Origin of the sequence: Burkholderia sp. 8Y (genome assembly GCF_902506145.1) — a bacterium.
Taxonomy (GTDB): domain Bacteria; phylum Pseudomonadota; class Gammaproteobacteria; order Burkholderiales; family Burkholderiaceae; genus Caballeronia.
On sequence record NZ_LR733520.1, the window covers coordinates 3099371 to 3117014 of the forward strand.

The following is a 17644-nucleotide window of genomic DNA, read 5'->3' on the forward strand; positions in this document are numbered from 1 at the left end:
CTGGCGTGTCGCTCGTTTGCCGTATTGCGTGGCTCGCCTATTCGCTTAGCTGCCGGCGAGCGTGGCGGCGCGGGCGAAAACTTCAGGCGCCCGCGAACGTGGCCTCAGTGCAGCACCACGGGCTGGGTCATCAAGATATCGAACTGGCCGAGGAATTCGTCGACATCCTCGAGCGATGGCTCTTCTTCGATCAGCTTTTGCACATGCTCGCGAAACTTCGCGGCAAGCTCGCCGTCGATGAAGATCTCCCGCTGCGTGTTCTTGTCGACGATTTCGTACCCGCCCGACATCATCGCGAGATGATTGGCCTGAGGCGGAAACTCGACGACGCAATAGTTAGGGCTGTTGTAGATCATTTGCATGGCGACACTCCTTATTCCTGTTGCTCCCGCAACCTGCATCGTAGTTGGAGCGACTGGGTGGGAATTCAAGGGGTGGCCTCGACGTGATGCCGTTGTTATCGAGGCTTTTTTCTATGAAACGTACTCAGGCGGCCTGGCGCAAGAACGCATCGAGCAATGCGCAAAAGCGTTGCGACGCCTCGACCGGAGACAAATGTGCCGCATCGAGAAGTTCGAATTGCGCGCCCGGCACCGTGTCGGCGATCAACCTGGATTCAGCATGCGGCGTGCCATTGTCGTGTTCGCCGGCCACAACGAGCGTGCGCTTTTCGACCGGCGCTAGCTGGTTCCTTGCATCGAAACGGCTGAGGGCCTCTGCTGCCCGCGCGAAACCTTCGGTGGGCGTGCGCGCAATCGTTTCGCCAATTTGCTCGATCACTTCCGGATGCGCCCGGCGGAAACCCTCCGTGAACCAGCGTTCCAGCGTCGATTCCAAGATACTCTCTATGCCGTCTTGACGCACGGAAGCCGCGCGTTGCAGAAACGTCGGACGCGCTTCCTCGCGAATAAAGGCGGGCGCGCCCGCGACCGTCAGCGAATCCACTTTGTCCGCATGGTTGATCGCGAACTTCTGCGCGACCATGCCGCCGAGCGACAAGCCGACGACGTGCGTGGTCGGCGCGCCCAGTTTGTCGAGCAACTCGGCGAGGTCGTCGGCGAGAGTGTCGACGCTAAAGGCATCCGGTGACACCGCCGTTTCGCCGTGACCGCGCAGGTCGTAACGCAGCACGGTGAAATCGTCGCGGAAGTAGCCGGCCATCTGGTCCCACACGGACAGATCGCCGCCGAGTTGATGAATGAAGGTCAGCCAGGGACCGCCGCCTTCGTTGTCGAGAACGTATCGGGTTTCGATGCCATTGATGTTCACCTGCATATCCGCTCCGTGGAGGTCGCTTTGAGATTCCGTGCGTCCCGTGAGACATGGGACGCGCCGCCGCTACGGCCTGACGGATGTATCGTCGGCGGCGGGTGCGATTTCCTCTGACGCATCCCTCGTGCCCGGCGCGCTTGTCTGGGCGGCGGAGGGCGCTTGCAGCGTGCCCGCCCACAGCATTTCGATCTGCATGCCGTTTGGCTCCGTCTGGAGGATGCGCGCGGGCAGCCAGCCGAGCGCCGGCGCGAGCCAGATGTCGAGCTTGCGCCGGTCGCCTTCGCGGCGCGGCAGGCGCGTGAAATGGCGCGCCGTGACGAAGCCGTCGCGCGTCTGCACGGTTTCATCGCCGACGGTTTCCATCGGCCAGATTTCGCTGCTGTCGTTATCCGCGACGCTGAACTGCCGCGTGACGCCGGGCTTATAGACGTCGGGCGCGCCGCGCACGAGGCTCGTCAGCTGCATGACGACGCTGAAGCGGTCTTGCGCGCCATCCGCGAGCGGCTGGCTGTTCGGCGTGCGCGTATAGACGGTCTGCTTCGCTTCGCGATTGAAGACGGCGATATCGGCGGCGCGCCGGCCGCGTTTCTCCGAATACTGGTCCGGCGCGATGCCGAAGCCATCGATATGGCCCTTGCTCGAATACACGTACGGACCGACGAACGGCAGCGGAATGGAAACGATCATCTCGTAATGCTGGCCGTCGTGGGTCCAGTGGATCGTGCCGGTCTGGTTCATCACGCCGTTGACGAGCGTGTCGTAGCGTAGATCGCCCGTGGGCGGGACGTTGATCTTGTCGCCTGAAGGGGCGGCGGCAGCGGCAGCCGTTCCCGTCGATGCCGGAGCACTCGCGGCGTTCGCGCCTGAAGCCGCCACGCCCGATGCCGCCGCCGGTTCGCCCGGCTGCGGCGTGGCGGCGCTCAGGACCGGCGCGGGCGTAGGCGTGGGCGGATTTGCCGTAGGCGCAGGCGCAGGCCGAGCCGCATGCGCAGGCGCTGCGGGTTTAACCGGCGCAGGTTGCGCGGGCGGCGCAACGGGCTTCGGCGTCAGCAATTCCACCTGAACCGGCGGCTTCTGGTCGGGCGGCGGGTTTGCGGGCTGCTTCGCGCGCTCGATCCAGCGCATCGCGCCGAAATGCAGCCCCGCGACGATCAACGCCGCCGCGATCCAGCGCCCCCAGCGGCGGGGCGCATTGGGCGCGGAGGCGGCAGCGGGCGGCTCGTCCGGCACGGCAGGCGGACGATGAAACGAAAACAGGGGCATCGAACGGAGAGAAGAAGAGAGCGAATTGCGCGACGACAGAACCGGTTATGACACACGCGCTCGCCACGATGTTCCGCGAACACCGACGATCAGCGTTCGCCCGCCTCGTAGCCCAGTTCATACGACAAGCCGCGCGCACATTCTCGAAGCGCCGCATCGATGTCGCCGCCCCAGCGCGTGTCGAATGCGCCTTCGTGCCCGAGCGCGATCAGGCCGAGCGCGAGTTCGCCGGTCGAATCGAAGACGGGCGTGCAGAACGCATGAATCGTCGGCAGCAGCATGCCTTCGACGCGCGCCGCGCCGTGTTCGCGCACGTCCGCGAGAAGCGGCTCCACGTCGGCTAGCGTCTGCTTTTTCGCAGCGAGTTCGCGATCGAGCAACGGCTGCGTCTTGCTGCGCGGCAGATACGCCGCGAACAGCAGACCCGTGGCCGACGACAACAGCGGCATGACATCGCCGAGCTTGAGCGATGCCTTCGCCGGATAGCTCGACTCCATCCAGTGCACGACCGTCGGACCCTGATTGCCCCACACCGCGATGCCCACCGTCTGATCGATGCGCTCGCGCAGTTCGGCAAGCGCGATGCGCGCGAGCTTCACGCCATCGACGCGTGCGAGCCGCGCGAGTCCCATCTGCAAGGCGAAGCCGCCGAGTTCGTAGCGGCCCGTCAGCGGGTCTTGCGACGCCAGCCCGAGCCGCACGAAGCTCACGAGATACCGATGCGCCTTCGCCGGGCTCATACCCGCCCGCTGCGCAAGATCGCGCAGCATCATGGCGCGCGGCTCGTGCGTCAGCACATCGAGCAAACGGAAGCCGACTTCGATCGACTGGATGCCCGAGCGTGCTTTTTCTTCGGATGCGTCTGCGTCCGACGTGTCGAGGTCGAGTTCGTCGCCAGTGGCGCGCGCGTTGGATGGCATGAAATGACGGAAGACCGGGGATTCACCATCGTAAAATAGATTTCCCTCAACGTCATCTCAGCCCGACTCCGCTTTATGAAACTAGCCACGCTGAAGGACGGCACGCGCGACGGCCAGCTCATCGTCGTATCGCGCGATTTGCGCACGGCAGTCATTCCCGATGGGATCGTCTCCACGCTGCAACGCGCGCTCGACGACTGGACTTTCTACGCGCCGCAGCTTTTCGACCTGTACGAAGCCTTGAATCAGGGGCGCGCCCGCCACACGTTCTCGTTCGATCCCAAGGCGTGCATGGCGCCGTTGCCGCGTGCGTTTCAATGGGCCGACGGCTCGTCGTACGTGAATCACGTCGAGCTCGTGCGGCGCGCACGCGGCGCCGAGATGCCGCCCGAATTCTGGACCGATCCGCTCATGTATCAGGGCGGCAGCGACGATTTCCTCGGGCCGACGGACGACATCGTGTGCGCGTCCGAATCGTATGGCATCGACTTCGAGGCGGAAGTCGCCGTCATCACGTCCGATGTGCAGATGGCGCCCACGCCCGACGAAGCGTTGAAAAGCGTGCGCTTGCTGATGCTGGTCAACGACGTCTCGCTGCGCAATCTCATTCCCGCCGAACTCGCGAAGGGCTTCGGCTTCTTCCAGAGCAAGCCCGCGACTGCGTTTTCGCCGGTGGCCGTGACGCCCGACGAACTCGGCGACGCATGGCGCGAAGGCCGCGTGCATCGCCCGATGACCGTTCACTGGAACGGCAAGAAGGTCGGGCAACCGGACTGCGGCGTGGACATGGTGTTCCACTTCGGCCAGCTGATCGCGCATGCGGCGAAGACGCGCAACTTGCGCGCGGGGTCGATCGTCGGCTCGGGCACGATCTCGAACAAGGACGCGAAGCGCGGCTACTGCTGTATCGCGGAGAAGCGGTGCCTCGAAGTCATCGAGCACGGCGCGCCGCAGACCGAGTTCATGAAGTTCGGCGACAGCGTGAAGATCGAAATCTTCGACGACGCGGGCAAGTCGATTTTCGGCGCAATCGATCAGGCAGTCGTGCAACTCGAACGCTGACACCGCGCAATGAACGCACGGCAGAAAGCGGCGCAACGGGTTTCGCCCGATGCGTCGAGACCGTCGGCCACCGTACACTCTCCGGGCGTTGCGGCGCACGCGCCGAACGACGACAAAAAACAACGGAGACTTCGATGCGCAGAAGCAAGTGGGTGGCAGCGGTGCTGGCATTCGCCGCGACGACAGCGGCGTTCGCGCAAACGCCGCACGTCAAGATCGGGCTCGTGCTCTCGCTGACGGGACCGGCCGCATCGCTCGGCATTCCCGCCCGCGATACCGTCGCGCTTCTGCCGAAAGAAATGGGCGGCGTTAGCGTGGACTACATCGTGCTCGACGACGCCTCCGACACGACGCAGGCCGTGCAGACCACGAAGAAGCTCATCAGCGAGAATCAGGTCGATGCGATCATCGGCTCGTCGATCACGCCGAATTCGCTCGCGATGATCGACGTCGTCGCGCAGGGCCAGACGCCGATGATCTCGCTTGCTTCATCGGCGAAGATCATCGAGCCTGTCGACGAGAAGCGCCGCTGGGTCTTCAAGACGCCGCAAACCGACGCGATGATGGCCTCCGCGATTGCCGAGCACGCGAGCAATCACGGCGTGAAGACGCTCGCGTACATCGGCCAGGCGGACGCGCTCGGCGAGACCTTCTACGCGGAAGTCGCCAAGTTCGCGCAACTGCACAAGATCACGGTGGTCGCCAACGAACGGTTCAATCGCACGGACCCGAGCGTGACCGGCCAGATCCTGAAGATTCTCGCGGCCAAGCCGGATGCCGTGGTGGTCGGCGCGGCCGGCACGCCCGCCGCACTGCCGCCGAAGACGCTCGCGCAGCGTGGCTACAAGGGCAAGGTTTATCACAATCACGGCGTGGGCAACCGCGACTTCCTGCGCGTGTGCGGCGCGGATTGCAACGGCACCTTCCTGCCGACGAGCCCTGTGCTTGTCGCCGCGCAGTTGCCGAACGATCATCCGGCCAAGCGCCTCGCGCTCGACTACATCAAACTGTACGAAGCGAAGCAGGGCGCGGGCACGGTCTCCGCGTTCGGGTCGTATGCGTGGGACGCGGGCATGCTGCTGCAGCGCGCGGTTCCGATTGCGATGAAGGCCGGCGCGCCGGGCACGCCCGCGTTTCGCGGCGCGCTGCGCGATGCGCTCGAAGGCACGAAGAACTTTGCGGACACGAACGGGGTCGTCAACATGACGCCCAACGATCACATCGGCCTCGACCAGCGCGCCCGCGTGATGGTCGAGATTCGCGACGGCAAGTGGGTGTATCAGCCGCGCTAGACCATATCGAATCGAAATGAGCGATCTCTCCTTGTATTCGGGCTACACGTCGCTGCACTTGCGCCGTCATGCGCATGGCGTGCTGGAAGTCGTTATGCCGGGCGCAGGCGCCAACAAGAGCGGCCTGTCCACCGCCGACGCCAACATGCACCGCGAGCTCGCGGACATCTGGCGCGACATCGACCGCGATCCGGACACGCGCGTCGCGCTGATTCGCGGCGAGGGCAAAGGCTTCTCGGCGGGCGGCGACCTCGCGCTCGTCGAGGACATGGCGAACGACTTCGACGTGCGCGCCCGCGTCTGGCGCGAGGCGCGCGATCTCGTGTACAACGTGATCAATTGCAGCAAGCCGATCGTTTCCGCGATGCACGGCCCGGCGGTCGGCGCGGGGCTGGTCGCGGGCTTGCTCGCCGATATCTCGATCGCGGCCAAGACGGCGCGCATCATCGACGGACATACGCGGCTCGGCGTCGCGGCGGGCGATCACGCCGCCATCGTGTGGCCGCTGCTGTGCGGGATGGCGAAGGCCAAGTACTATCTGCTCCTGTGCGAGCCCGTGAGCGGCGAAGAGGCGGAACGCATCGGGCTGGTATCGCTCGCGGTGGAAGAAAGCGAACTCATGCCGAAGGCGATCGAAGTCGCGAACCGGCTCGCGTCGGGATCGCAGACGGCCATCCGCTGGACGAAGTACGCGCTGAACAACTGGCTGCGCATGGCGGGGCCGACCTTCGATACATCGCTCGCGCTGGAATTCATGGGCTTCGCCGGCCCCGACGTGCACGAAGGCATGCGTTCGCTGCGCGAGCGCCGCGCACCGGATTTCCCCGGCGGCGCGCCGTTCTGACGAAGCCCCGCGCGCTTGCGCGCAACGCCGATCAACCAATCAAGAGGAGCGACGAATGACGGACACCTCAGGCGGCAACCCGCCGTTTTCGATTCCCGGATTCCCCGGCTTCGGTCAGGCCGACATGATGGGCAAGATGTGGGACATGATGCGCCTGAACCCGTTCGCGGCGGCGATGTCGGGCGGCGCGCAGGGCGGCAATCCCTCGCTGTCGATGATGTCGGACATGCTCGCGCCGCTCACGAACATCGAGGAGCTGGACAAGCGCGTCACCGACATGCGCGCTGTGGAGCAATGGCTCAAGCTCAATCTGAACATGCTGCAATCGGCGATTCAGGCGCTCGAAGTGCAGCGCGCGACGCTCGCCACGCTGCGCGCGTTCGGCGCGTTCGCGCAGACCTCGGTGGAAAACGCGCAGAACGCGGCGGCGGAAACGTCGAAGGCGGCGGGCCGCTGGCCGATGGGCGGCGCATCCCAGAGCGACGCGGCCAAGGCCGCGCCGGGCGAGCGCGCGGCGCCGACGGAAAGCGACAACCCGGAATCCGGCGCGAAGCCGGATGCGCCGCTGCCGCCGGGCTTCGATCCGAGCGGCTGGTGGAACGCGCTGCAATCGCAGTTCAATCAGCTCGCGCAACTCGCGATGATCCAGCCCGGCATGGCGGGCGCGCCGGGCGAGCAAGCCGCGCCCACGGCCGACGCGGGCGCTTCCACGCCGGCGACCAGCAGCGCAGCCGGCGACGACACGTCCGCAGCCGCCGCAGCCGCAAAGAAGGCTGCCGCGCGCAAGGCGCCGGCGCGGAAGAAACCCGAGTAAACGACGCGCCCGGTGTCGCGCGGCTGCGGCATTGAGCAATACGCAACGCCTGGCGGCCGCTTGGTCGCCAGGCGTTTTCATTTGCGATGCCGCCCGTCGCCGTGTCGCTACCGATTGACATATTCTGTCTATCGTTCACTATCCTGCAAGAACGGTTTTGTCCACCTGCGCGACTCAGGCACGCAATCTGCATCTGACCGTCCGTGTGTTCAATTACTGTTTTGTCCATGACAAACTCATCGGAAGAAAATCTCGAATCCGACGTCGATGCAGGCGATTCGGAACACGAAAACTCGGCGTCGGACGCGTCGGTCGTGCGTTCGGTGGGCTCGGGCGTCAGCGGCGTCGGGATCGGCGCGATTGCGCAAGAAATTGGTCTGACGAAGGACACGCTGCGCGTCTGGGAGCGGCGCTACGGTTTTCCGCAGCCCATGCGCTCGCCCGGCGGCGAGCGTCTGTATCCGCAGGAGCAGGTGACGAAGCTGCGGCTCGTGAAACGCCTGCTGGACGCGGGGCACAGGCCGAGCAAGGTGCTCGCGCAGCCGATTCAGGCGCTTCAGCAACTCGCGGAGTCGTCGGGCGTCGGGCAGGACGCGCCGGACGCCGAACTGGACCACTTCATCGCGCTGCTTCGCAACGGCGCCTACGAGGACTTCCGCTTCGCGCTTTTGCGGCGCGCGACGCGGGACGGACTGGAACGCTTTGTCATCGACGTCGCCGCGCCGCTTTCCGCGCGCGTGGGCAACGCGTGGGCGGCGGGCACGCTTCAGGTCTATCACGAGCATTTGTTCAGCGAGGCGATCCAGCTCACGCTGCGCACGATGATGCGCCCGCTGTCCGACGCGGTGCGCGGGCGCGGGGGCCGGCCTCGCGTGCTGCTCACGACGCTTTCCGGCGAAGGCCACGGCCTCGGCATCCTGATGGCCGAAGCCATGTTCACCCTTTGCGAGTGCGAATGCGTGCAGTTGGGATTGCAGACGCCGCTGCACGACATCGTCAGCGCGGCGGTCGCGCATAAGGTGGATGTCGTCGGGCTGTCGTTCACGGCGGTGCTTCCGGCGCAGACCATCGCGAATGGATTGACGGAGCTGCGCAGCATGTTGCCGCCGCAGATGCGTATCTGGGCCGGCGGCAGCAGTCCGGCGCTGCGCCGAAAGCTGAACGAGGGCGTGGAGCATGTCACGGGTTTGACGCCGATCGAGGAGTTCGTGGCGGCCTGGCGCGACGGCCCCGTGCTATGATCGAAAACGCTCGCTCGCGCGAGCTCTAGCGGGCCTGCGGACGTCGCGGCATCGACTGGACGTGCGTCCGCATGCGCCAGGAACGGTCCACGTAAGCGTCATGCCACGGACCCGCAGCCCGGGCGGCACAACGAAAGCCTCGACCGAACCTCAGGCACAGGTTTCGCTCCTCACCCAAGGCAGAACAGGACGCACACAGGGCGACATCCGCGCAAGAACGCGAATGTCGCAGGCGGCTGGCGCGTTGCCACGGCGCTGAATCGGGTGCTTCCTTGTCGGTTTTCGCCTGTGGCCGCCCGAATCCCGCGTAAAATCGAAAGCTTGGTTGCTCGTGTGCAGCGGTTCATGCGCGCGTTCGGCCGAACGTCATACAGATATAACGTCGCATAAGTGGCTTCAGGGGTGGACTATGAACACCATGCTTTATCCGGAACTTTATAAATCGCTGGAATCCGTCCGTTGGGATATGGAGAAGGACATCCCTTGGGATAAGTTCGATGCGTCCCTGCTCACCGACGAGCAGGCCCGGACCATCAAGATGAACGCGATCACCGAATGGTCCGCTCTTCCCGCAACCGAAATGTTTCTCCGTGACAACCACCATGACAGCGACTTTTCCGCGTTCATGAGCGTGTGGTTTTTCGAGGAGCAAAAGCATTCGCTGGTGTTGATGGAATATCTGCGTCGCTTCAGGCCCGAACTCGTGCCGACGGAAGAAGAATTGCACGCGGTGCGCTTCGAATTCGATCCCGCGCCGCCGCTCGAAACGCTGATGCTGCACTTCTGCGGCGAAATCCGCCTGAACCACTGGTATCGCCGCGCCGCCGAATGGCATACCGAGCCGGTCATCAAGCACATCTACGAAACCATTTCGCGCGACGAGGCGCGGCACGGCGGCGCGTATCTGCGCTACATGAAAAAGGCGCTCTCGACTGCGGGCGACACGGCGCGCGCCGCGTTCGCGAAGATCGGCGTGCTGATGGCCTCGGCGCGTCGCACGGAAAAGCCGCTGCATCCGACGAACCTGCATGTGAATCAGGCGCTCTTTCCGCGCGATACCGTGCAGTCGCGCCTGCCGGATCCCGAGTGGCTCGAACGCTGGCTGGACGATCAGATCCGCTTCGACGATAGCTGGGAGAAGAAGGTCGTCGAGCGCATTCTGCATAACCTCTCGATTCTCTTCGAGCGTTCCTTCGTCACCGCGCAGGAGTTGAACCGCTATCGCAAGGAAGTGGTGCAGCGTCTGCAAGCCGCTTCTGGCGGTTCGAGCGGGCAGCCCGCCTAAACGGGTCGCGCTCAAATGAACCAACGGCCTGCCGGCTCACACCGGCGGGCCGTTTTGCTTTCCAGGCCGCGTTCCTTGCGTGTAGGCGGTGACGTCGTCTTTCTCGGCGGCGTGGGGCAACAGCGATTCAGGCCATTCGCGCGCAAGGCGCCATGGCACAATGCGCGCTTTCCGAACTTCCCGCGAGAGCACCGCCATGCCCGCCTCTTTCGAACGCAAGATCACCACGCGCGACGCGCTCGCCGCGCTGCGCCCGACGCTCGCCGGGCCGGTCGTGTTTACCAACGGGGTGTTCGACATCCTGCATCGCGGACATGTGACCTATCTCGCCGACGCCAAGGCGCTCGGCGCGACGCTGATCGTCGGCGTGAACAGCGATGCCTCCGTGCGTATGCTCGGCAAGGGCGACGATCGCCCGATCAATCGAGAAGACGACCGCATGGCGCTGCTCGCGGCGCTGGAAAGCGTCGACTGGGTCGTGAAATTCGAGGAATTGACGCCGCTGCAACTGATCGACGCCCTGCGCCCGGACGTGCTCGTCAAAGGCGGCGACTACGACATGGACAAACTCGCGGAGTCGGCGCTCGTGCGCGGCTGGGGCGGCACGGCGCTGGCGATCGCGTTCGAGCATGACCGCTCGACCACCGCGCTTTTGAAGAAGGTCCGCGCGCAGTCCTGAGCCGGGCGCGCGTTACTGGCCGAGCGGCGTCGCCTGCACGTTCGCGGCGGGCGCAGGGCCGCCGACCTGCGGCTGATCCGCCGCTTCTTCGGGCCGCAGCGGACGCGTGTTGAGCGTTTCCGGCCGCACCTGTTGCAACAGGTGATGCGGCTCTCGCGCACCGGCGGCGGGCAGCGACGAGCCGAACATGCCGTGCACGACGGCGAACACCAGCAGGTTGGCCAGGACGAGAAGGGCAATGAGCCAGCGCAGCATTCTTGGGCTCCGTCAGTCGATTCGGTAATCAGTAGGTTCGATATGCCGCCGCTTCGCGCGCGATGAGCGCGAGGCCGGCGAGCACGAGGGAATCGTGCCGGGTATGCGGCACGCCGAGCGCGCCCGCGATCTCATGCGCCGCGCCGCCGCCGAGCACGAGGCGCACGTCCGCTTGCCAGTCCGCGCGCAGATCGCGCCAGGCGCGTTCGATCAGGCTCGCCTGCGCGAGCAGACAGCCCGCCGAGAGCGCGGCGGCGGTATCGGTGGCGAAGAGGCTGCGCGGGGTTGCCTCCGCGTGGCCGAGGGCGCGGCGCGCGGCGGCGGCATCGAGTGTCGGCAGTTGCGCGGTGTGGCTGCCGAGCGATTGCATCATCAGCGACCAGCCCGGCGCGATCAATCCGCCCGTGAAGACGCCGTCGGCGCGCAACGCTTCGAGCGTGGTCGCGGTGCCGAACGTCGCGATCAGCACGTTCTCGCCGGGAAACGCGGCGCGTGCGCCGATCAGGCCCGCCCAGCGGTCGCTGCCCAGTTTTTCCGGTTCCGTGTAGCCGTTGGTCACGCCGCATTGCGCCGCCTTCGCGCGCACGACGGTGCGCGGCAGCGCCGGCCAGCGGGCGTCGATTAGCCGTTCGATGCGCGTCTGCACCGCCGCGCCCGCCACGTTCGACATCCACGCGCTTTCAGGGCGAGGCAGCGCCGACCATGCGGCGAGCGCCGGATCGGCGCGATCATTTTCGGCGGATTCGCGCTCGTGCTCCAGCGCGCCGCCCGCGATCGCCGCGCCGTTTGCATCGACGAGCGACCACTTGATGCGGCTGTTGCCCGCGTCGATCAGCAGCATCGGCGCGTCGCTCACGGACGCTCCTTCGCGAGCCGCAGCGACAGTTCGCCGGTTGCGACGGCGCGCGGGCCTTCGGGCGCGTCGATCAGCAAGTGGCCGCTGTCGTCGACGCCGCTTGCGACGCCGCGCGTCACTTCCTGCCCCTGATCCATCAGCACGACTTCGCGGCCCGCGTACGCGTGCGCGTCGATCCAACGCTGGCGGAACGGCCGAAAGCCCTCCGCTTCGAAGCGGGGCAGCGCGGTGTCGAGCGCGTTGAGGAGCGCGGCGAGCGTGTCGGTGAGATTCGCGTCCGGCCACGCGCGGGCGAGCGCGGCGGGCGCGGCGCCCGGAATGCTCGCGGCGGACGGCGACTGGCGGTTCGCGTCGTCGACTTGCGCGGCGAGTTGCTCCGCGCCGTGCAGGTTCACGCCGATGCCGATCACCACCGCCGTCGCGCCCGGCGCATTCCACGCGGTCTCGATCAGGATGCCGGCGAGCTTGCCGTCGTCGAGCAGCACATCGTTGGGCCACTTGAGCGCCGGACGCGCGGACGGCGTGAGCGGCAGGCGCGCGAGCGCGTCGAGCACGGCGGTGCCGACGGCGAGACTCAGGCCCGACAGTCCTTCGATGGGCCGCCGCAGCACGTATCCGACCGACATCAGGAGCGCGTTGCCCGGCTCGGCGAGCCACGCGCGCCCGCGACGTCCGCGCCCGGCCGTCTGCGCATAGGCGATGCGCGCGACCGGCGCGGGCGGCGTGCGTTGCGCGACGTCGCGGCCGAGCGTGCGCATGCGCTCGACGAGATCGGCGTTGGTAGAGCCGGTTTCGTCGACGATCTCGATGGTCCAGTCGCGCGCGGGACGCTCGGCGAGCGTGGCGAGCCGGGTGCGGTCGATGCGCCAGGGCGCGTCGGGGGCGAAGGAGGGAGTCGGGGTCATCGGGATATTGTAGCGGGCGGGGTCGGCCGTCCGCGCCGACGATCGCGCCGCCGCGCAATCAACCTTCGCTACAATGTCCCTCTCCCTCAAACCGCGTTCCAACGCCCCCTCGATCCTTGAACTTCGACACGCCGCCCCGCCTGCGAGTGGAAGCCGGTCAGCAAGGCAAGGTGGTCCGTCTCTCGGGCCAGTGGACGGCGCTCGCGCTCGCGCGTGACCGCGAGAAAACCGGCGTCACGCGGCGGCTGCGGGCCATCGGACGCGAAGCTATCGGCCAGTGGGATCTGCTGTCGATCGAACGGCTCGATCACGTCGGCGGGCAGGCGCTCTGGCGCATCTGGGGCCGCAAGTTGCCCGCGACCGTCGCGCTGTCGGACACCCAGCGCGAAATCTTCGAGCGCGTCGCGCTGCTCGACGCCGAGCGCGAAGAGCCGGAGGCCATCGACCGCGTCGATCCGGTCACGCGGCTCGGCCAACTGATCTTCACGTTCTTCGATCACCTGCACGGCGGCCTCGCGATGTTCGGCGGCTTCGTGCTCAATCTCTTCGGATTGATCCGCCGCCCGCAGCGGACGCCGTGGACCGAAATCTCCGCGAACATCTATAGCGCCGGCGCGCAGGCGCTCGCCATCACCGCGCTCGTCGCGTTTCTCATCGGCATCGTGCTGAGCTATCTGTCCGCGCAGCAGTTGCGCATGTTCGGCGCGAACCAGTACATCGTGAATATTCTCGGGCTTTCGGTGATTCGCGAGCTCGGGCCGGTGCTGTCCGCGATTCTCGTCGCCGGGCGCTCCGGCTCCGCGATCACCGCGCAGATCGGCGTGATGCGCGTCACCGAGGAACTCGACGCGATGCAGGTCATGGGCATTCCGCACGGCCTGCGCCTCGTGCTGCCCCGCGTGCTCGCGCTCGGCGTCGCGATGCCGCTCCTCGTCATGTGGACGAACATCGTCGCGCTGACGGGCGGCGCGCTCGCGGCGAAGCTCGTGCTATCCATCGACATTTCGTTCTTTATCCGCTCGCTGCCGTCGGTCGTGCCGATCGCCAATCTGTGGATCGGGCTCGGTAAAGGCGTCGTGTTCGGCATGCTGATCGCGCTCGCGGCGTGTCACTTCGGCTTTCGCATCAAGCCGAATTCGCAGAGTCTCGGCGAAGGCACGACGACGTCCGTCGTCACGTCGATCACCGTCGTGATTCTGGCGGACGCGGTGTTCGCCATCCTCTTTCAGAACGTGGGGCTCTGACGCCATGTCGACGACGCTCGCCACCGCTGTGCGCCATCAGCCGCCGCCCGTGATCGCGGAGCCGGTCATCGAAGTGCGCGATGTCACGAAACGCTACGGAAGCACGGTGATCCACGAGCATCTCAACTTCGACGTGCGCCGGGGCGAAATCGTCGCGCTGCTCGGCGGCTCGGGCTCGGGCAAGACCACGCTCGTGCGGCAGATTCTCGGGCTCGAATCGCCGACGTCGGGCGTGATTCGCGTGCTCGGCGAGGAATGGGCGCGCATGGACGTGGAAACCGCGAAGATGCTGCGCACGCGCTCCGGCATGATGTTCCAGCAAGGCGCGCTCTTTTCGTCGCTGTCGGTGTACGACAACATCGCGCAGCCTTTCCGCGAACTCGGCAAGATTCCCGAAGACCTGATCCGCGAATTCGTGATGCTGAAGCTCGAAATGGTCGGCCTCTCGTGCAAGCACGCGAGCAAGATGCCGGCGGCGCTCTCGGGCGGCATGGTCAAGCGCGTCGGCATTGCGCGGGCCATCGCGCTCGAACCGGAACTGCTGTTCCTCGACGAGCCGACGGCCGGTCTCGACCCGAAGGCATCGGACGAATTCGTCGATCTGATCGCGACGCTGCATCGCGCGCTCGGTCTCACCGTCGTCATGGTCACGCACGATCTCGATACGATGGTCGCGCTTTCCACGCGCGTCGCCGTGCTCGCGGACCGGCGCGTGCTCGTCGCGGCGCCGGTGGAAGAAGCGGTCGCGGTGGATCATCCGTTCATCCGCGAATATTTTCTGGGGCGGCGCGGACGGCGCGCGCTTCAGGCGCTGCCGCCCGAGCGCCGCGCGAAGCTGCCCGCCGCCGCGCTCGACGACGCCACCCTCACCGTGAAGTAGTCCGGTTGCAAAAGGAAGAAGGAACCTGCCGATGGAAAACAAATCACACGCGTTCTGGACCGGACTATTCACCATCGTTCTCGTGCTGGCCATTGCGTTCGCGGCGTTCTTCTTCAACGTGGACCGCACGGTGCGCGTGCCGTACGACCTCATCGCGCGGACCAACGTGACGGGCCTCTTCACCGATGCCGCCGTGCGTTATCGCGGGCTCGGCGTCGGCAAGGTGGAGTCGATCCGCTTCGACCGGGCGCATCCGGGGCAGATTCGCATCCGCATTCTGGTCGATAAGAACGCGCCGATGACGCACTCCACTTACGCGACGCTCGGCTTTCAGGGCGTGACGGGCATCGCGTTCGTGCAGCTCGACGACACGGGCAAGGACACGACCGCGCTCGCGTCGTCGGCGCAGCATGTCGCGGAAGTGCCGATGCGTCCGGGCCTCTTCGAACAGTTGCAGGAACGCGGCGATGTGATTCTGCGCAAGTTCGAGCGTCTTTCGGAAGATGCGGACAAGTTCCTCTCGGACGACGTGCGCGACCAGCTTCTCGACACCACGAAAAGCCTGAAGGGCGCGGCGGACGGCATCGCGTCGCTTGCGAGCCAGGCGGCGCCCGCCACGGCGCATTTGCCGCAGACGCTGAGTCAGCTCGACCGCACGCTCGCATCGACGAACGCGCTGATACAGAACCTGAATCGCGACAACGGACCGTTCGTGAGCAATCTCAACAAGGCGGGCGACGCGGCGCAGCAGGCGGCGGCCGCGCTCGCGGACATGAATGAATCGCTGCGCGATGTGACGGCGCGCGTGGGCTTCGAAGCGTTGCCGCGCCTCTATTCGTTCACCGACGATTTGAGCGCCGCGGCGCGCTCGGTCGACCGCGCCGCCGATACGTTCAGCACGAGTCCGCGCAGCGTGCTGTTCGGCGCGCCGTCGATGCCGCCGGGGCCGGGGGAGCCGGGCTTCGCGTGGCCCGCGAATCCGTCGCGATGAGCGTGAGCCACAGAACAGGACAACGAAGGATTCTCATGTCACTTGCAGAGTTCAACCGACCGTGGGCGCTGGCGCTCGCCTGCATCGCGATGCTGGCGGGCTGCGCGACGAGCGCGCCCGCGACGCCGGACGCGCGTTATGACCTTGGCGCGCGGCCCGCCGCGAATGCGGCGAATGGACCGGCGACGCCGCTGCCGCCAGTGAAGGTGCTGGCCGTCAGCGCATCGCGCGATCTGGAAACCGATGTCTTCGTCTATCGCCTGAGTTACGTCGATGCGCAGCGCACCGGCAGCTATGCGAACAGCCACTGGACGATGCCGCCCGCGCAACTCCTGACGCAGCGATTGCGCGATACGCTTTCGCAGCGCGGCCCCGTGCTGACCGGCGCGGACACGGTGCGCGCGCCGCTGCTCGAAATCGAGCTGACCGGCTTCGAACAGGTCTTCGACGCGCCTGAGCGCAGCCACGGCGTCGTGTCCGTGCGGGCGACGCTCACGCAGCAAGGCCGCGTGATCGCGCAGCGCATGTTCACGGCGAGCGCGAGCGCGCCGAGCGCCGATGCATCGGGCGGGGCGCGCGCGCTCGCGGCCGCATCGGACGATCTGATCGCTCAGGTGGGCGCGTGGCTCGGCGCGCAGCCGCTCACCGCATCGCGATGACTTCGCATTGCATCGCCATTCCGCTCGTACGAACGCGCCCGGGCGGCTCATGACGATCAAGCAATGGCAGCGCCGCCCGTCGGCGTTCTCGCGGCAGGCGCTCGTCGCGTACGCGGTGCTTGTCGTGTACGGCTCGCTGTATCCGTTTTCCGGCTGGCGCTCGCTCGGCCTTGGGCCGTTCGCGTTCCTGACCGATCCGCTGCCGCGCTATCTGACGGCCTTCGATGTCGTCACCAACGTGCTCGGCTATATGCCGCTCGGCGCGCTGATCGTGCTCGCGCTGTATCCGCGCTGGCGCGGCTCGCTCGCGGTGTGCGCCGCGTTTGCCGGCGGCGCGCTGCTGTCCGGCGCGATGGAATCCATCCAGACGTATCTGCCGACGCGCGTCGCATCCAACCTGGATCTCGCCGCCAATGCGCTCGGTGCGCTGATCGGCGCGGTACTCGTCGCGCCCGCGACCAGCGCGCTGCTCGATCGCGGCTTGCTGAGGCGCATTCGCTTCACGTGGTTCGATCGGCACGCGGCGTACGTGCTGGGACTCTCGGCGCTGTGGCCGTTCGCGTCGATGTTTCCCGCGCCGTATCTTTTCGGCGGCGGCGACTTGCCGCGCGTGCTGTGGGACGCGCTCGATCCGGCGATGCAGGACGCGATCCTTGTCTGGACGCCCGCGGCGTGGGACGTCGAGACGTGGCCGGACCGGCTCGGCGCGCTCTTGCCCGACGATTCGTGGGAGGCGCTGATCACGTCGTCGAATCTGTTCGCGGCGCTGGTGCTCGTGACGCTGCTCACGCGCGAGCGTGCGCCGCGCATCCGGCTGATGCTCGCGCTGATCGTGGCGACGCTCGTCGCGAAGACGGGCGCGTCGTTTCTGCAATCGCGCGCCGGGCTGACCTTCGACTGGGCGACGGACGGCGCGCTCGAAGGCATCGCAATCGGCGCGGTGGCGGGCGTGCTGGCGGTGTCGCTGCCGCGTGCGTTGCGGGCGGCGCTGGCGGGGGCGGCGCTCGTCGTGGGGCTCGCGCTCGTGAATCTGTTGCCGGTGAATCCGTACTTCGACATCGTGCTTGCCGACTGGCGGCAGGGGCGTTATCTGCATTTCAACGGACTGCTGCACTGGCTGGCGTGGGTGTGGCCGTACGCGGCGTTGGGGTGGCTGGCGTCGGCGGCGGAACGGGCGTGGAT

Annotated in this window: 19 protein-coding genes; 12 read left to right on the forward strand and 7 right to left on the reverse strand. The window is 66.6% G+C overall.

The window, feature by feature from the left end:
• Positions 1-104: 104 nt before the first annotated feature.
• The 4 genes from GV035_RS25190 to GV035_RS25205 all read right to left on the reverse strand — a co-directional run bounded on the left by GV035_RS25190 (position 105) and on the right by GV035_RS25205 (position 3455).
• Positions 105-362, reverse strand: coding sequence for a BTH_I0359 family protein (locus tag GV035_RS25190; RefSeq protein WP_159837774.1), 258 nt, complete (start codon positions 360-362; stop codon positions 105-107).
• Positions 363-486: 124 nt separating this feature from the next.
• Entirely contained in the window at positions 487-1275 is a 789-nt protein-coding gene (locus GV035_RS25195) for an alpha/beta fold hydrolase (protein ID WP_159837776.1), read from the reverse strand.
• Positions 1276-1338: 63 nt separating this feature from the next.
• Complete coding sequence (locus GV035_RS25200; RefSeq protein ID WP_159837778.1) at positions 1339-2535, reverse strand: DUF3108 domain-containing protein; 1197 nt, start codon at positions 2533-2535, stop codon at positions 1339-1341.
• Between the two features lie 89 nt (positions 2536-2624).
• Positions 2625-3455 carry an IclR family transcriptional regulator gene (locus tag GV035_RS25205; RefSeq protein WP_159837780.1) on the reverse strand — a complete coding sequence of 277 codons (831 nt, stop codon included), beginning with the start codon at positions 3453-3455 and terminating at the stop codon, positions 2625-2627.
• A gap of 75 nt (positions 3456-3530) precedes the next feature.
• Here GV035_RS25205 and GV035_RS25210 point away from each other — a divergent pair, with 75 nt between their 5' ends.
• The 7 genes from GV035_RS25210 (at position 3531) to rfaE2 (ending at position 10672) form a co-directional block, all read left to right on the forward strand.
• A complete protein-coding gene (locus GV035_RS25210; protein WP_159837782.1) occupies positions 3531-4517 on the forward strand; it encodes a fumarylacetoacetate hydrolase family protein in 987 nt (328 codons plus the stop codon).
• A 134-nt stretch (positions 4518-4651) separates the two neighbouring features.
• A complete protein-coding gene (locus GV035_RS25215; protein WP_159837784.1) occupies positions 4652-5809 on the forward strand; it encodes an ABC transporter substrate-binding protein in 1158 nt (385 codons plus the stop codon).
• A 16-nt stretch (positions 5810-5825) separates the two neighbouring features.
• Positions 5826-6653: an enoyl-CoA hydratase/isomerase family protein gene (locus tag GV035_RS25220; protein WP_159837786.1), complete on the forward strand. Its 828-nt coding sequence runs from the start codon at positions 5826-5828 to the stop codon at positions 6651-6653.
• A 55-nt stretch (positions 6654-6708) separates the two neighbouring features.
• Positions 6709-7467, forward strand: coding sequence for a PhaM family polyhydroxyalkanoate granule multifunctional regulatory protein (locus GV035_RS25225; protein ID WP_159837788.1), 759 nt, complete (start codon positions 6709-6711; stop codon positions 7465-7467).
• A 227-nt stretch (positions 7468-7694) separates the two neighbouring features.
• A complete protein-coding gene (locus GV035_RS25230; RefSeq protein ID WP_159837790.1) occupies positions 7695-8708 on the forward strand; it encodes a MerR family transcriptional regulator in 1014 nt (337 codons plus the stop codon).
• Between the two features lie 409 nt (positions 8709-9117).
• Entirely contained in the window at positions 9118-9993 is an 876-nt protein-coding gene (locus GV035_RS25235; RefSeq protein ID WP_159837792.1) for a ferritin-like domain-containing protein, read from the forward strand.
• 196 nt (positions 9994-10189) lie between these two features.
• Positions 10190-10672 carry a D-glycero-beta-D-manno-heptose 1-phosphate adenylyltransferase gene (rfaE2, locus tag GV035_RS25245; protein WP_159837796.1) on the forward strand — a complete coding sequence of 161 codons (483 nt, stop codon included), beginning with the start codon at positions 10190-10192 and terminating at the stop codon, positions 10670-10672.
• Between the two features lie 12 nt (positions 10673-10684).
• Here the strand turns inward: rfaE2 and GV035_RS25250 are convergent, their stop codons facing one another.
• From GV035_RS25250 to GV035_RS25260, 3 genes are read right to left on the reverse strand one after another with little or no spacing between them, the layout of a single operon-like run.
• On the reverse strand, positions 10685-10927 hold the full coding sequence (locus GV035_RS25250) for a hypothetical protein (RefSeq protein ID WP_159837798.1): 243 nt from the start codon (positions 10925-10927) through the stop codon (positions 10685-10687).
• Positions 10928-10955: 28 nt separating this feature from the next.
• Entirely contained in the window at positions 10956-11768 is an 813-nt protein-coding gene (locus tag GV035_RS25255) for a type III pantothenate kinase (RefSeq protein ID WP_159838213.1), read from the reverse strand.
• 11 nt (positions 11769-11779) lie between these two features.
• The gene (locus GV035_RS25260) at positions 11780-12688 is read right to left on the reverse strand and encodes a biotin--[acetyl-CoA-carboxylase] ligase (RefSeq protein WP_159837800.1); all 909 of its coding nucleotides are present in this window, start codon (positions 12686-12688) and stop codon (positions 11780-11782) included.
• Positions 12689-12804: 116 nt separating this feature from the next.
• Between GV035_RS25260 and GV035_RS25265 the strand changes: the two genes are divergently transcribed.
• The 5 genes from GV035_RS25265 to GV035_RS25285 form a co-directional block, all read left to right on the forward strand.
• Positions 12805-13932: an MlaE family ABC transporter permease gene (locus GV035_RS25265; protein ID WP_159837802.1), complete on the forward strand. Its 1128-nt coding sequence runs from the start codon at positions 12805-12807 to the stop codon at positions 13930-13932.
• 4 nt (positions 13933-13936) lie between these two features.
• Positions 13937-14812, forward strand: coding sequence for an ABC transporter ATP-binding protein (locus tag GV035_RS25270; RefSeq protein WP_159837804.1), 876 nt, complete (start codon positions 13937-13939; stop codon positions 14810-14812).
• Positions 14813-14843: 31 nt separating this feature from the next.
• Entirely contained in the window at positions 14844-15803 is a 960-nt protein-coding gene (locus tag GV035_RS25275; protein ID WP_159837806.1) for an MlaD family protein, read from the forward strand.
• A gap of 35 nt (positions 15804-15838) precedes the next feature.
• The gene (locus GV035_RS25280) at positions 15839-16462 is read left to right on the forward strand and encodes an ABC-type transport auxiliary lipoprotein family protein (RefSeq protein WP_159837808.1); all 624 of its coding nucleotides are present in this window, start codon (positions 15839-15841) and stop codon (positions 16460-16462) included.
• A 49-nt stretch (positions 16463-16511) separates the two neighbouring features.
• The coding region (locus GV035_RS25285; protein WP_159837810.1) for a VanZ family protein at positions 16512-17644 on the forward strand (1133 nt) is incomplete at its 3' end.

Excerpts from the sequence above, each read along its gene's own strand:
- GV035_RS25205 (WP_159837780.1), bottom strand. The coding sequence starts at position 3,455 with ATGCCATCCAACGCGCGCGCCACTGGCGACGAACTCGACCTCGACACG.
- GV035_RS25270 (WP_159837804.1), top strand. The coding sequence starts at position 13,937 with ATGTCGACGACGCTCGCCACCGCTGTGCGCCATCAGCCGCCGCCCGTG.
- GV035_RS25230 (WP_159837790.1), top strand. The coding sequence starts at position 7,695 with ATGACAAACTCATCGGAAGAAAATCTCGAATCCGACGTCGATGCAGGC.
- GV035_RS25210 (WP_159837782.1), top strand. The coding sequence starts at position 3,531 with ATGAAACTAGCCACGCTGAAGGACGGCACGCGCGACGGCCAGCTCATC.
- GV035_RS25190 (WP_159837774.1), bottom strand. The coding sequence starts at position 362 with ATGCAAATGATCTACAACAGCCCTAACTATTGCGTCGTCGAGTTTCCG.
- GV035_RS25260 (WP_159837800.1), bottom strand. The coding sequence starts at position 12,688 with ATGACCCCGACTCCCTCCTTCGCCCCCGACGCGCCCTGGCGCATCGAC.
- GV035_RS25220 (WP_159837786.1), top strand. The coding sequence starts at position 5,826 with ATGAGCGATCTCTCCTTGTATTCGGGCTACACGTCGCTGCACTTGCGC.
- GV035_RS25195 (WP_159837776.1), bottom strand. The coding sequence starts at position 1,275 with ATGCAGGTGAACATCAATGGCATCGAAACCCGATACGTTCTCGACAAC.
- GV035_RS25225 (WP_159837788.1), top strand. The coding sequence starts at position 6,709 with ATGACGGACACCTCAGGCGGCAACCCGCCGTTTTCGATTCCCGGATTC.
- GV035_RS25250 (WP_159837798.1), bottom strand. The coding sequence starts at position 10,927 with ATGCTGCGCTGGCTCATTGCCCTTCTCGTCCTGGCCAACCTGCTGGTG.
- GV035_RS25275 (WP_159837806.1), top strand. The coding sequence starts at position 14,844 with ATGGAAAACAAATCACACGCGTTCTGGACCGGACTATTCACCATCGTT.
- rfaE2 (WP_159837796.1), top strand. The coding sequence starts at position 10,190 with ATGCCCGCCTCTTTCGAACGCAAGATCACCACGCGCGACGCGCTCGCC.
- GV035_RS25200 (WP_159837778.1), bottom strand. The coding sequence starts at position 2,535 with ATGCCCCTGTTTTCGTTTCATCGTCCGCCTGCCGTGCCGGACGAGCCG.
- GV035_RS25280 (WP_159837808.1), top strand. The coding sequence starts at position 15,839 with ATGTCACTTGCAGAGTTCAACCGACCGTGGGCGCTGGCGCTCGCCTGC.
- GV035_RS25235 (WP_159837792.1), top strand. The coding sequence starts at position 9,118 with ATGAACACCATGCTTTATCCGGAACTTTATAAATCGCTGGAATCCGTC.
- GV035_RS25255 (WP_159838213.1), bottom strand. The coding sequence starts at position 11,768 with ATGCTGCTGATCGACGCGGGCAACAGCCGCATCAAGTGGTCGCTCGTC.
- GV035_RS25215 (WP_159837784.1), top strand. The coding sequence starts at position 4,652 with ATGCGCAGAAGCAAGTGGGTGGCAGCGGTGCTGGCATTCGCCGCGACG.